The following is a 14,432-nucleotide window of genomic DNA, read 5'->3' as shown; positions in this document are numbered from 1 at the left end:
TTTTCGGTTTAGGGCAAATTAACGAAAGATGGGGAGAAATGCTTGGCTGATGCGCGTTAATCGTACTTAGCTAGTTGCCGCGGCGGCATTCTTTTTCCGGCTGCGGCGGCCCCGGATGCCGTTGTCGATGGAGTAGCGGTTATACTTGTGCTCAAAGGCAAGCAGCAGGGCGAAGTATAAGCCATAGAACATTTGGATGGCTACGCCGCTCCAGTTTTCCTGCAGACTGGAGCCAAAGATCAGCACCACCATCAGCAAGACTCCCACCACTGATGCGGCGCGGGTAAACAGCCCCAGCAAAAGCAAAAGCCCGATGTTCAGCTCCAGGTAGGGAAGGAAATAGGCAAACACCTCCACCGATGCCTGTGGCAGCCAGGTATTGTTGAAGTTAGCGGCCATGCCCTCGCTGAATTCATTTAGTTTGGGCAGGCGCACTATGCCGTGGCCGAGCATGCTCATGCCAATGGGCAGGCGGGCAAGAAGGTAACTTAAAGCTGCGTTTCTCATGGCTTCCATACTTACGGAAAACAAGGGCACAAAGCGGCAAATCCGACCTCTTAAAAACGAACAACCTGTTCATAACTGAACACTTATATCTAACTTAAATTCGCGGCAAATATTCTTAATTAATTGATATACAATGTATTATACTATTGGCATTTAAATTGGCTATATAGCTCTGAAGAATTAATAAATCAGAACGATGGATCGCGAATTATCAGCCGCTACCAAACAAGCTCAAAAGAAAAAGCGCCTCTGGCAAATAGGGGTAGCGATAGCCCTGGTACTTGTAGCTGTGCTAGGTTTCAGGAGCCTGCTAGTGCCGGGTATTGCGCGCAGCGATATTCGAACGGCCACTGTGTCCCGTGGATTGGTGGCTGCTACGCTCACTGCATCAGGCGTAGTGGTGCCGGAGCATGAGTTGGTGCTCACCAGCCCTATACAGGCGCGCATTGAGCAGGTGGTGCGCAGCACAGGTGCACAGGTGCAGGCTGGCGACCAGGTGCTCCTCCTCGACCGCTCCTTCACCCAACTCGCTTACGACAAAATGAAAGACGAGCAGCAGCTGAACCAGCACAAAAGCGTGCAGCTGCGCCTGCAACTGGAAAAGAAACTCAATGGCCTGGAATCGGAACTGGCTATTAAGCGCATGCACGTGAAAAGCCTGCAGGCGCGGCTGGAAGATGAGCAATACCTGCTAAAGATAGGCGGTGGCACACTGGAGCAGGTAAAGCAGGCTGAACTGAACCTGAAGATTGCGCAGCGGGAGCTGGCGCAGCTAGAGCGTGACATTGCCAGTGAACGAAAGCTCCTGAAAGCGGATGAGCAGGAACTGGGCTTCACGCTGGCGATGAACGGCCGCTCGCTGGAGGAGCTGGAGCGCAAAATGCAGCAGGCAGAGGTGCGTGCTTCCAGCCCTGGGGTGGTCACGTGGGTAAACAGCGAAGTGGGCAGCAACGTGAACGCTGGCGAAGTAATCGCGCGGCTAGCTGACCTCAGCAGTTTCCGGGTGCAGGCTACCATATCGGATGCTTTTGCAGAGCAGCTGCACTTAGGCGACGCAACCACTGTGCGTGTCAATGAAACGAACCTGGCAGGTACCATCTCATCCATCAACCCCACCGTCAGCAACGGCACTATCACCTTTTATGTGGCCCTTTCAGAAGAGGCGCACCAGGTGCTGCGGCCGAGCCTGCGCGTGGAGGTGTTTGTTACGACCGCCACCAAGCCTAATACGCTGCGGGTAAAGAACGGGCCATACTTCAACAGCGCCTCAGAAGACCAGGTGTTCGTGCTGCGTGGAGATGAACTCATCCGCACGCCTGCCAAAGTTGGGGTAAGCAACAGCGATTTCGTGGAATTGGAAACAGGCGTGCAGCCAGGAGATGTGGTGGTGGTCTCAGAGATGAAGGAATTCCAGCACATGGAAAAAGTAAAGCTGAAATGAGCCGCTATACTTTAATAATAAACTCGAGCATCATGCATACTTAGAAAAAGCCATTGCATCTAAGTAGAATCACCTTCATTTAAATTTATAAAATCTAGTGTCTTTTGTCTTACTACTTGTGTCCCTAAATAAAATTATGAAACACCTTTTTGCGCATACTTTGCTATTTTTGTGCTTCGTGCTGCCCTGCGGCCCAAGTATGGCACAGCCTGCTACCCGGCAACTAAGCCTGAAGGAGGTGATTGCTTTGGCGCAGGAGCAGTCTACGGAGGCGCTGCAGGTGGAGACCAGCCGGGAAACGAGCTACTGGCAGTGGCGCAGTGTGCGTTCGGAGTACCGCCCCCAACTCAGCCTTTCTGGCACGCTCCCTGATTTCAGCCGCACAATTAATCCTGTAATTCAGCCAGACGGCACCATCGAATTCCGGCCGGTAACTATCAACAGCTCAGACATTGGCCTTACCTTGAGCCAGGTGATCAGCCCGACCGGCGGCAGGGTGTTTGTTACTTCGCTCATGCAGCGTTTTGATGACTTTGAACGCAAGATGACGCGCTACAACAGCAACCCCGCCATCATCGGATTTGAGCAGCCGCTGTTTGCCTACAACGCCCTCCGCTGGACGCGGAAAATTGAGCCGCTGCGTTACGAAGAGTCGCAGAAGCAGTACGTGGAGGACCTGGAGCAGGTAGCCGTAACCGCCACTCGTTTATACTTCGATTTGCTGCTGGCCCAGATCAACCAGCGCATCGCCGCCCAAAACAGAACCAGCAACGATACGCTGTACCAGGTGGCTCAGGAGAAGTACAACTTGGGCCGCTTATCAAAAAACGACCTGCTGCAGTTGCGCCTGGCGGTGCTGAACGCCGATCTTGCCCTGGCACAAGCCTCTTTGGACGAGCAAACCGCCGCACTGGCACTAAGCAATTACGTGGGATTGGCGCAAAGCAACAGCATCAGCCTGGTAGCACCCACCAATTTACCAGAGGGAGTGGTGCTGGCGGAGGTAGCCCTGGCAGAGGCGAAAAAGAACCGCAAGGAAAGTATAAATTTCCGGCGCAGGTTGCTGGAGGCCGAAAGCCTGACTGCCAAAGCCCGTGGCGACAACGGTTTTAACGCCAGCATATTTGCCACCTTCGGCTTAACGGACCAGGGCCAGTACCTGTCAGACATTTACAGTCACCCGGAGAACCAGCAGCGCGCGCGCCTGGGCTTCAGCATGCCGCTCCTCGACTGGGGCCGCCAGCGCTCCATCACCAAAGTAGCCACCCTGAACCAGCAGCTGGTGGCTTATACCATCAGCCAGGAAGAAACAAATTTTGAGCAGGCTGTGATCACCCAGGTGAACCAGTACAACACGCTCCGGGAACGCATCAAAAGCACAGCCGAGGCTGATGCCATTGCCACAGAACGCTATGAAATAGCTAAGAACACCTTCCTGATCGGCCGCATCAGCATTACAGAACTTAACATTGCCCTTGCCGAGAAAGACCAGGCCACACGCGCCTACATTGCCTCGCTAAGCGCTTTTTGGGAGGCCTTTTACCAGCTTCGCCAACTGACGCTTTATGACTTTGAGCGCCAGGAAGTGCTGCAGGCAAAAGAACAGGAGAAGCTATGATCAAACTACTAACGGCAGAATATTTTAACACACCACAACGGTCAACATATTTATCTACTAAGCAGCAGCAATAGAATCTGTAAAAGCATTAATTTAAAACTATGATCACGCTATCAAACATCGAGAAGGTCTACCAAACCAAGTCCATTGAGACGGTGGCCCTGCAGAACGTGAACCTGACGGTTCCGAAAGGCGAATTTCTTTCCATCATGGGTCCATCGGGCTGCGGCAAGTCCACGCTGCTCAACATCATGGGCCTGCTGGATGTGCCCAGCAGCGGCCTCGTGGAAATTGACGGCAAGCCGATCCACAGCTATAAGGACGCCGAGTTGGCAAATATTCGCAATGAGAAGATCGGGTTTGTTTTCCAGAGCTACCACTTGGTAAATGACCTGAGCGTGCTTGATAATGTTGAGCTGCCCCTCCTCTACCGCAAAGGCAGCTCAGCCTCAGACCGCACCAAAAAAGCCAGGGTTGCTCTGGAGAAAGTAGGCCTGAGCGCCCGCACAAAGCACTACCCTGGCCAATTGTCGGGAGGGCAACGCCAGCGGGTTGCCATTGCACGAGCCTTGATCGGGGCGCCCCAGATTATACTTGCCGACGAGCCTACCGGAAACCTGGACTCGGTGATGGGTGAAGAGATTATGCAGATTTTATTGGAACTGAACAGGTTGGAAGGAACCACCATTGTGATGGTGACGCACGATGAAAACATGGCTCAGAAAACCGAGCGCCTGGTGCGTTTCTCAGACGGGCAGCAAGTATCCGACGCCAAAGTGTTTGCCAACCTGCAACAAGTATAGCCATGCTGAAGAACTATATAAAAGTTGCCTGGAAGGTGCTCCTGCGGCGCAGGTTCTTTACCTTCATCAGCCTCTTCGGCATCAGCTTTACCCTAATGGTGCTGGTGGTGGCTTCTTCGCTCTTCGATCATACTTTCGGGCCGCAGATGCCGGAACGGGACACGGACCGGCTCCTGTTTGTGAACCAGATGCGTGAATTCTCTGAGGAGGGCTACAGTAGCAGCGGACCGCCCAGCTACTATTTCCTGGACCGCCACGTGCGCACTTTGAAATCACCTGAGGAAGTCTCCATCAACTCTGTTTTTTACCAGGTGAACAGCTACGTGAACAACCGAAAACTGGCAATCGACATCAAGTATACGGACCGCGAGTTCTGGGACATTCTGGAATTTAACTTCCTGCAGGGACGTGCCTTCAGCCGCCAGGAAGTAGAAAGTGCCAGCCGGGTAGCGGTAATCAACGAAAATACCCGCAAACAGTATTTCGGCACAGGCGAAGCGATTGGACAGTACATAGAGGTAGACCAGGTGAAGTACAAAGTGGTGGGCGTGGTGGAGAACGTGCCGGTGCTGCGCGTGCAGTCCTATGCCGATGTATGGGTGCCAATCACGCTCAAAAGCCAGGACTTTAACAAGCCGGGGCTGCGTGGCTCCTATTTTGCCACCATCAAGGCCAAAAATTCCGGAGACGTGCCTAAAATAAAAGCAGAGTATGCCGCCATGATGCAGGAACTGGAGCGACAGCATAGCAAGGATAGATCTCAACTCTATTCCTTCCCTGACACGTTTCTGGAAAGCATCGCCCGCACTTTTTTAAACAACGGAAAAGAGCCAGGCGTGGGCCTGCTCTATGTTCTCCTCGGCGGATTGGCGTTCCTGTTCATGCTGCTGCCTACTATTAACCTGGTGAACATTAACATCAGCCGCATCATGGAGCGATCCTCCGAAATTGGTGTACGTAAGGCCTTCGGCGCTACCTCCTCCACCATCATCGGGCAGTTCCTGATCGAGAACATTTTCCTGACGCTCCTTGGCGGGCTGCTGGGTTTTGCACTGTCGGCAGCGGTGCTTTGGCTCATCAACGACAGCGGCATTATAATATATGCCAACCTGGGGCTGAACCTGCGTGTGTTTGCCATGGGTTTGGTGCTCTGTCTTGTCTTTGGATTGATTTCAGGGGTACTCCCTGCCTATAGAATGTCACGTTTACATGCCGTAGAGGCGCTGAAAGGAGGCTCGAAATGATACGCCATCTCTTTAAACTGATCTGGAACCGGAAGAAAAGTAACTTCCTGCTGATCACCGAAATCTTCTTTTGCTTTCTGGTACTGTTTGCAGTGCTAAGCTTCATTTTCTATAACGTGCGCAACTATACCAAACCGCTGGGATTTAAACATGAAAGCGTGTGGCTGCTCACGATGCGCCCCAGTACCGATTCCGCTGCCCTCAATCATCAAAACCTGGAGCAGGTGATACAGCGCGTACGGGCATTCGATGAAGTGAATCATGCCTCCCTCACCACAAGCAATGCTCCTTTTGCCTTTAGCCGGATGAATACTTTCCTATCGTATAGCAAGGTAAAAGAGCTGGTGGCAGACGAATACCATGTGCAGCAAGACTTTAAGGATGTAATGCAACTGCAGGTAAGCCAAGGCCGCTGGTTTGGGCCGCAAGACGATGCCACGCACCACGTGCCGATTGTAATTAACGGCAAACTGAAACAACAACTGTTTGGGGAGGAGGATGCCGTGGGTAAGGTGTTCCCGAAAAATGACACGATTAACTACCAGGTCGTAGGCGTATTAGATCACTACCGGGCCTCCAGCGAATTCTCGGCCGAAGAACCTGCTTTTTTTGAACGTATCAACCTTTCTGAAAGCAACACTTCTTTTTGGAGCGAACTCCTGATCCGGGTGAAGCCAGGCACTGGTGTGGCTTTTGAGGAAAAAATGGTGCGTGAGATTTCCGGTATTTCCAAGGACTGGACATTAGAGGTTTCCACCCTGGAAAAAATGCGACAGAGTAAATCAAAGCTAACCCTGATTCCCATGATCGCACTGGGGCTGGTTTGTGGGTTCCTTATCCTTAATGTAGCGCTGGGGCTTTTCGGTGTGCTCTGGTACAACATCAGCCGCCGAAATGGGGAAATTGGGCTGCGCAGGGCACTTGGCGCAGCCTCAACCCAAATTTACTGGCAGTTTATAGGAGAGGTGCTGGTGCTGGCTACGTTTGGCCTGTTGCTGGGCGTTTTCTTTGCGGTGCAGTTTCCGCTGCTGCAGGTTTTTCAGGTAGAATCGGAAGTATACTTCACAGCCTTGCTGTGTGCTGTTGGCATCATCTACCTGCTCACAGCCCTGTGCGCCTTCTATCCCAGCCGACAAGCCGCAGCCATACTTCCCGCCACGGCTTTGCATGAGGAGTAGCATTTACCTATGCGTAAAAATTTTATCTTTATACCTGAAACAGCAACAACCATTCAGCCCACCATGATCCTGATTGTAGACGACGATATTGCCATCCGCGCCTCCCTAAGTTTGTTGCTGAAGCAGAACGGCTTCACGACGAAAGAGGCTTCCACGCCGGAAGAGGCAGTGGGCCTGGCCCGACAACACCCGTTGCAGCTCGTGATCATGGACATGAATTACTCTATGGATACGGCGGGGCATGACGGTTTGAACCTTCTGGGAAAGATGAAGGGCCTATACCCCAAGCTCCCGGTTATACTTATCACCGGTTGGGGTTCCATCAGCCTCGCCGTAGAGGGCATGCGCCTTGGTGCCGCCGACTTCATCACCAAACCCTGGAGCAATGAGTATTTGCTCCAGGCAGTGCGCACCGCCCTTTCCCTCTCTCAGCAGGTTCCCGACAGTGGCGATGCCCTCACCCGCAATAAGCTGGACCAGCAGTACGACCTGGGTTACATTGTGGGCCAGGACCCAAAGCTACTGCAGGTCCTGAAGCGCATCGGTCAGATAGCTCCGACAGATGCCTCAGTGCTGATAGAAGGAGAGAGTGGAACGGGTAAAGAGCTGATTGCGGAGGCTGTACACCGCAACAGCCTCCGCAAGGCACAGCCCTTTGTGAAAGTGAACCTGGGCGGCATCTCCTCCACCCTTTTCGAGAGCGAAATGTTCGGGCACAAGCGCGGTGCTTTCACCGATGCCAAAGCCGACCGGATGGGCCGTTTCGAGATGGCGAACAAAGGCACCATCTTCCTCGATGAAATTGGCGAACTGGACCTGAACAGCCAGGTAAAACTGCTGCGCGTGCTGCAGGACCGCACCTATGAGGTACTCGGCGACAGCCGCTCCCGCAAACTCGATATCCGCGTGGTGTGCGCCACCAACAAAGACCTGGCGCAGTTGGTGGAGGAAGGCAAGTTCCGTGAAGATTTATACTACAGGATCAACCTGATTAAGGTGAAGCTGCCGGCCCTGCGCGAGCGTGAGGAGGATATTCCGCTGCTGGTAAAGTTCTTTGTCGAGAACCTGAAGAAAACCTACCACCGCCCGGACCTGCAGATCAGCCAGAAGGCGCTGCAGTGGGTAAAAGAGCTGCAGTTGCCTGGTAATATTCGGGAGCTGAAGAACCTGGTGGAGCGCGCGGTGCTGGTGGCTGAGGGAGATGTGCTGGAGGCAGTGGATTTCCAGGCACAGGCACAGCAAAGCCCTGCCAAGCCCGGCGACAAAGCCCTTCCCGCTGTGGGCACCATGACGCTGGACGAGATAGAGGCTTCGATGATCAAGAAATCGATGGATTTCTACCACAACAATATCAGCAAGGTGGCACGCTCGCTGGGCCTTAGCCGTGCCGCCCTCTACCGTCGCCTCGACAAGTTCAACATCCCGTATGACGCTGCGGAGTAAGTTCATCCTGTTTGCCGTGCTGGTTCATGGCCTGATGGTGGTGCTGGCGTATTTTGTGCTGCAGCAGAACAAGTACCTATTTCTGGGAATGGAGCTGCTCATTATTTGCTCCATTTTTGTGACATTTCAGCTTTACAGCTCTTTCTTTAAGCCTTTAAGCCTTATCCGCGCCGGAATTGAGTCTATCCGGGATAAGGATTTCTCTACGAAGTTCATGGCAGTGGGCCAGCAGGACCTGGACGAGTTGGTGAACGTGTACAACCGCATGATCGACCAGCTGCGCCGGGAGCGCGTGGCACAGGCAGAAAAGCACTTTCTGCTTGACAAGCTGATACAGGCCTCCCCTGCCGGTATTATACTTTTGGGCTTCGATAACCAGGTGGAAAGTATAAACCCGGCGGCAGAGCGGTTCCTGGAAAAACCCGCCTCAGAGCTTTTGGGCAAGCACATCAGCCAACTGCCCTCTACATGGGCGCAGCAACTGTCGGTGCTGCCTACGGGCCAATCCACCACGTTCCGTGTGCACGGTATCTGGACTTACCGCTGCCACCGCGCCCATTTCATGGACCGCGGCTTCCAGCATTATTTCGTTCTGATAGAGGAACTGACCGAAGCCATACTTCAGAATGAGCGGCAGGCATACGAAAAAGTAATCCGGGTGATGTCGCATGAGGTGAACAACACTACCGGAGCTATCAACTCCATACTTGGCTCATTGGAGTTTTACACGCCGCAACTGCAGGAGGAGCACCAGCCAGATTTCTCGCACGTGCTGCAGGTGGCCATTGACCGCAACACCAACCTAAGCCGCTTCATGGCCAACTTTGCTGACGTGGTGCGCCTGCCTCAGCCCCGCAAAACGCTAACTGACCTGCACGCGCTGCTCCACGACCTGCACCGCCTGCTGAAGCCTGAGCTGGAGCGCCGTCGCATTTCAATGGAGTGGCTGCTGGCTGCGCAGCCTCTTGAGGTGGACCTTGATAGGCAGCAAATGGAGCAGGCACTTCTGAATATTCTTAAAAACGCGATGGAGGCCATCGGTGAGGACGGCACCATTCAGCTGCAGACGCAGCACAACCCGCCGCAGGTGGTGATAAAAGACAGTGGCGGCGGCATACCCGAGGAGGTGCAGCAGCACCTGTTCACACCATTCTATACTTCCAAAAAGACAGGTCAGGGCATCGGTCTCACCATGGTGCGGGACATTCTGATGAACCACGGCTTCACCTTCTCGCTTAGCTCAAACGGCAGCGCCCATACTTCCTTCACCATTAGGCTTCACTAAGTATAAACTTGCGCTGCACAGCAGGTATAGATAGGCTTAGGTAGAAAAATTAGCTTGCGTATGGCTAAAAATACAACGCCTTTAAAACCTGAATATAGCATTATAGCAGTAGAAAAAGCGACTTCGGTTACCAAGAATGTAACTATAGAAGTATATAGCTAAAGATTAAAAAGAAAATAACCTTTTCATTGAGTTTTTCGTAACGCGCCCGCACAACCTATACCTATTGTTAGTATATTGGTTCTATAGTTAGCCCCAAAGGAATTATGGAATACAATATCATTATCGCAGCCGATCTGGAAGGGTTGGCATTGGAAGTGGCAGCTTTCCTGCCACAGGGTTGGAGACTCAAAGGCGCCATAGTGGAGCACATGGACGGCTATGCACAACAGCTGATCCGTTTCCCGAAAGACAGCATTAAGGTTCAGCAGCAGCAGCCGGCGGCAAACCAGCGGCAGCGCCGCACGAAATGGATAGAATAAGTTAGCTTTACATAATCTTAACAACGCAGATAAGGCCACTCCCCTATTTTGAGGAGTGGCCTTATCGTTTACCACCCGCCATGGCACTGCCTCTTTTTAAAACACATTAATTCTAAGACGCTTAAGCTCCTGACACACCGCAGCAGGGCGATTTCGTTTATTAAAGTTTTTAAATATTGTGATAAAAAGGAATCCTTTTGCCGCAGTAAAAGTATACTATCCTGAATTATCGCTTCCGCGATAGCTAAGTTCCATAAGTAAACCCTAACTAAAAGCATGTCAACAGCCCATTATCTGGTGCAGACACGCTTTACACCCTTACAACCATATATGAGAAATACAGTCTATTTTCTCCTGTTCCTGCTGTTCGCAACATCCTGCGTCACTAAAAAGGAGTTAGTATACCTGCAGGGCGAGCGCCTCAACAGGAACACTCCCACCGATTTTCAGTCCAATTTCACGGCTTACAAACTGCAGCCAAACGATGTGCTGTCGGTAAAGGTGCTGAGCATCGATCCGGAAATGTCGAGCATGTTCAACATCATCAATCCTAACAGCGCCTTCGGGGTGTCTGATCCGGGTAGCATGTACATGAGCGGCTATACCATTGATACGGAAGGCAACATTAACCTGCCGGTGATTGGGAAGGTGAAGGTGCTCGGACTGACGCCTACCCAGGCCCAGGAACTGATCCAGACAAACCTGAACCGCTACATTACTGACGCCACCGTTGTCTCGAAGCTCATCAGCTTTAAGATCAGCGTATTGGGCGATGTTAAAAATCCTGGCCACTTCTATATTTACAACGAGCGGGCTAACCTGCTCGAGGGGTTAAGTATGGCCGGCGACCTGACCCAGGGTGCCAACAGAGACAACGTGAAGCTGATACGCCAGAAGGGCGAGAACTCGCAGATAATATTATTAGACCTCAAGGACCCGAACCTCGTACAATCACCATACTATTACCTGATGCCGAACGACGTGATTTACGTGGAGCCAAGGCAAACCCAGCTTAAGCGCGACAACCTGATCGTGCTCACAACTATCCTGGGCCTTATCTCCACAGGATCCCTGTTATACAATGTGTTTAAGTAGAAATGAAGAAGAAGAAGAATGAGCATGAGATAGACTTGAAGAGCTGGTTCTTCAAGTTTAAGACCAAGTGGTACCTGTTTGCGATAAGTGCCACACTGGCCCTGGCGGCAGCCTACGTTTACGTTAAAACTTCCCCACGCATATACGCTTTCCAATCCACTTTACTTCTCGGCGATCAGCAAACCGGCTCCAAGAAAGCGCAGGAGTTGCTGGAGGTGCTTGATGTACAGAGCAGAGGCATCAAAGTAGAGGATGAGGTAAGCTTGCTGCAGTCCGCCGAAATGGTGAAGCAGGCGCTGCGAAACCTGGATTTTACGGTATCATACTATAAAGTAACAGACCACTGGCTCAACAACATATCAGAGCTGGTAGTGGAGGAGCAGTATGAAACGGCTCCTTACGAAGTAGACCTCGACACCACCTCCAACCAACTGGTGGATGTGCCTATCTATGTGCGCCCAATCGACGAGCAGACGTACGAAATCCGTATGGAGGCCGAGAATGTGCCGCTTTATGATTTTGGCACACATGCTACCGTGGAGTCGCTGCCTGTGGTTAAAATGACCAAGCGGCTGAAGTATGGCGAAGCCTACAAGGACAAGTACATGAGCTTTACCCTGAACCGCAACAAAGAAGAGGACCTGGCGCGGGGCAGAGAATATTACTTTGTGATCAACAGCCTTAACAGTCAGGTAAAGCAGCAACAGGCTGCCCTGGAAGTGGCCCCCTGGGATCGTGAAGCACGCGTACTGGTATTTAAAAGCCAAGGAACCATTCCTGACAAGCAGGTGGCTTTCCTGAACACGCTAATGGCCGAATACGTGGCCAACGACCTGAAGGAGAAGAACCAGAACGGCTTAAAAACACTGGAGTTTATTGACGGTCAGCTGGCTACCTTGTCAGACTCGCTGCGCCAAAGCAAGCAGCAGTTGTCGGCTTTCCGCTCAAACAACCGTATTGCCAACATCAATGTGCAGTCTAACATCAGCTACGAAAAGCTTTCGCAGCTGGAGGCAGAGAAGGCTAAGCTCACCACCGACCGCTCCTACTATGCCAACATACTGGACCAGGTGCAGAACGGAAACGGTATTGCCCAGTCCGTCTCCCCTACTGTCTCCGGTATTCAGAGCCCGCTGCTGAACAACCTGTTTTTGCAGCTGGCGGAGCTGAACCAGCAGAAGGCCGGCTACCAGGAAAACGCCACCCAGGACAACCCGATTTTCAGGAAACTGGATGGCCAGATTGCCAGCACCCGCAGTGCTATTGAAGCCAACATACAGAACCTGATACAATCATCCGACATCTCCATCAAGAACCTGGATCGCCGTATCGCTGAGATCGAAGCGACACTAGCTTCGCTTCCGGAGAATGAGCGCAAGTTGATGGACCTGCAGAGCGAGTCGCAGTTTATTGACAAGAAGTATGACTTCCTGCTGGAGAAGCGCTCTGAAGCAGCCATAGCGCTTGCCACCAACGCCACCGATAAGAAGATTGTGGACCATGCCTCTATGGTAGGAAACGGGCCGGTGAACAAGAAGCCGAAAATGATCTACCTGTTGGCGCTTATGATTGGTTTGGCCATACCAGCGGGTTTCATTGTGCTGATGAACAGCGCAGATACTACCGTACAGGGCAAAGAAGACCTTGGCAACATCACCAACATCCCGTTTTTGGGAGTGGTGGCGCATGGCACCAGAAAAGATAAGCTGGCGGTGCTTAACAACCAACGCTCCGCTATTGCTGAATCCTTCAGGTCTATCCGCATTAACCTGCAGTACCTGATGGCCGACAACAGCTTTAAGGTGATTGGGGTTACCTCTTCTATCTCCGGCGAAGGCAAAACTTTCTGCTCGGTGAACCTCAGCTCCGAAATGGCTTTATCAGGCAAGCGCGTGGTATTGATCGAGTCGGATATGCGCAAGCCAACTTTCAGCAAATACTTCCCTGTGTCCGAGACCAGCGGCTTGTCATCTTATTTGACACAAGGACAGCCACTTGACGAGATTATACAGAAGTCGCCTGTGGAGAACCTGGATATTATTCCGTGCGGGTTTATACCTGAAAACGCGCTGCATTTGCTGGAATCGCCAAAAATGCAGGAGTTGGTGAACGAACTAAAGGAGCGGTATGATTTCGTCGTGATCGATACACCCCCAATCGGCTTCGTGTCTGAATACTTCGTGCTGATGCGCCACATGGATGTGAACCTGTATGTAGTGAAACATAAGTATACCGACCGCAACCTGCTGACTCAGATCAACGAGTTGCATGCCTCCAGAAAGGTAAAGAACCTCTATATGATCATCAACGATGTGAATTACAACAAGACCTACGAGTATGGCTACAAACGCAAGGCGCATTACTACTATGCCTGATTGAGCTGCCTGCTCCCCAAATTCTCACCTTAAACAAACGGCTACAGCAGCATCGCTGTAGCCACCTTTTGCCCTTTTTGAATTAGCTGCATAAGCTGCCTATAGCGATGCACAGACCGGTGCAGGCACAGGTAAACGCATAGCCGGTGCCTTTCATTGCCTTGTTGTCACGAAGAATTTCAAGAAGCATTTTCTTTCAAAAATTAGGCTTTTTCCTAATCATCAAGTGCAACTATATATCGATTTTAAAGTACAAGGATTGTAAATTAAACATACAGTACACCATGAAAAAATTATTGTTATTTCTTCTACCCGTTCTCTTCCTAGTTTCATGCGGAGACGATGAAAAAGTAGAACCAGAACCAAAGATCCCAGAAGGAGAAATTAGCCAGGACCTCCAGGGAAAGTGGCACAATTACCTGGTTAAAAGAGAATACTATGGCGATGCAGACACTGTGATGTATGCCGACTCTGTAAACATTCAAACATACTTTGAATTCAAAGGGGACCAAATGCTTATTACCACTCCTGGAAGCTCAACTCCAGAGGCCTGGACTTATTCTCTCCCTGACAAGGATGATCCAAACCGTATAGTTCTTACACGTGGCAGTGCTTCTACAGATTACATGGTAGTTTCTATTACAGACACAGAAATGGTTTGGCTGGATGAGGAAGCTTATGCAGGATACCCGATGAATGTGCCGGACAGCGAGAAGAAAACCTCTAAAGTCGGCAAGTATACTTACCGGTTCCGCCGCCAGTAGTAAGTATACCCTTCCTATATAAGCTCCTCGAGTAGGACTAACATGCAAGGGAAGCGTTACATTTAGTTGCCGCTCTGTTTACTTCCGGCTTTGGCCCCTTCGGGCATAGAAAAGCAATGCTTTACCTGTGCAACACAGGGCTGCGGGAGCAACAGCGTGCAAGCTAAGGGTAAGCTTCCCTTGCAATGGTTTATAGG

The 14,432-nt window shown here is 51.5% G+C and carries 12 protein-coding genes; 11 read left to right on the top strand and 1 reads right to left on the bottom strand.

The window, feature by feature from the left end; all coding sequences use genetic code 11:
- Positions 1-66 precede the first annotated feature (66 nt).
- Positions 67-507, bottom strand: a complete 441-nt coding sequence (locus A0W33_RS15595) for a DoxX family membrane protein (protein WP_068840180.1) — start codon at positions 505-507, stop codon at positions 67-69.
- A gap of 196 nt (positions 508-703) precedes the next feature.
- Between A0W33_RS15595 and A0W33_RS15590 the strand changes: the two genes are divergently transcribed.
- From A0W33_RS15590 to A0W33_RS15540, 11 genes are all read left to right on the top strand, one after another.
- On the top strand, positions 704-1,948 hold the full coding sequence (locus A0W33_RS15590; protein ID WP_068839041.1) for an efflux RND transporter periplasmic adaptor subunit: 1,245 nt from the start codon (positions 704-706) through the stop codon (positions 1,946-1,948).
- A 136-nt stretch (positions 1,949-2,084) separates the two neighbouring features.
- Positions 2,085-3,566: a TolC family protein gene (locus A0W33_RS15585; RefSeq protein ID WP_068839040.1), complete on the top strand. Its 1,482-nt coding sequence runs from the start codon at positions 2,085-2,087 to the stop codon at positions 3,564-3,566.
- 101 nt (positions 3,567-3,667) lie between these two features.
- Positions 3,668-4,369 carry an ABC transporter ATP-binding protein gene (locus A0W33_RS15580; protein WP_068839039.1) on the top strand — a complete coding sequence of 234 codons (702 nt, stop codon included), beginning with the start codon at positions 3,668-3,670 and terminating at the stop codon, positions 4,367-4,369.
- Between the two features lie 2 nt (positions 4,370-4,371).
- Positions 4,372-5,613 carry an ABC transporter permease gene (locus A0W33_RS15575; protein WP_068839038.1) on the top strand — a complete coding sequence of 414 codons (1,242 nt, stop codon included), beginning with the start codon at positions 4,372-4,374 and terminating at the stop codon, positions 5,611-5,613.
- The gene (locus A0W33_RS15570) at positions 5,610-6,791 is read left to right on the top strand and encodes an ABC transporter permease (RefSeq protein WP_068839037.1); all 1,182 of its coding nucleotides are present in this window, start codon (positions 5,610-5,612) and stop codon (positions 6,789-6,791) included. Before A0W33_RS15575 ends, A0W33_RS15570 begins: the two co-directional genes overlap by 4 nt.
- A 63-nt stretch (positions 6,792-6,854) precedes the next feature.
- Positions 6,855-8,234, top strand: a complete 1,380-nt coding sequence (locus tag A0W33_RS15565; protein ID WP_068840179.1) for a sigma-54-dependent transcriptional regulator — start codon at positions 6,855-6,857, stop codon at positions 8,232-8,234.
- Positions 8,218-9,519, top strand: coding sequence for a sensor histidine kinase (locus A0W33_RS15560; protein ID WP_068839036.1), 1,302 nt, complete (start codon positions 8,218-8,220; stop codon positions 9,517-9,519). The genes A0W33_RS15565 and A0W33_RS15560 overlap by 17 nt, the downstream gene beginning before the upstream one ends.
- Before the next feature lie 266 nt (positions 9,520-9,785).
- Entirely contained in the window at positions 9,786-10,001 is a 216-nt protein-coding gene (locus A0W33_RS15555) for a hypothetical protein (RefSeq protein ID WP_068839035.1), read from the top strand.
- A gap of 330 nt (positions 10,002-10,331) precedes the next feature.
- The gene (locus A0W33_RS15550) at positions 10,332-11,096 is read left to right on the top strand and encodes a polysaccharide biosynthesis/export family protein (protein ID WP_068839034.1); all 765 of its coding nucleotides are present in this window, start codon (positions 10,332-10,334) and stop codon (positions 11,094-11,096) included.
- A 2-nt stretch (positions 11,097-11,098) separates the two neighbouring features.
- On the top strand, positions 11,099-13,471 hold the full coding sequence (locus A0W33_RS15545; protein ID WP_068839033.1) for a GumC family protein: 2,373 nt from the start codon (positions 11,099-11,101) through the stop codon (positions 13,469-13,471).
- Between the two features lie 284 nt (positions 13,472-13,755).
- Positions 13,756-14,235 (top strand): hypothetical protein, encoded by a 480-nt coding sequence (locus A0W33_RS15540; protein ID WP_068839032.1) that lies wholly within the window; start codon positions 13,756-13,758, stop codon positions 14,233-14,235.
- Positions 14,236-14,432: the final 197 nt, after the last annotated feature.

It is taken from the genome of Pontibacter akesuensis, from assembly GCF_001611675.1.
In the GTDB taxonomy this organism is placed as follows: domain Bacteria; phylum Bacteroidota; class Bacteroidia; order Cytophagales; family Hymenobacteraceae; genus Pontibacter; species Pontibacter akesuensis.
The sequence above is the reverse complement of the archived record's forward strand: the minus strand, read 5'-3'. Positions and strand labels throughout refer to the sequence as shown.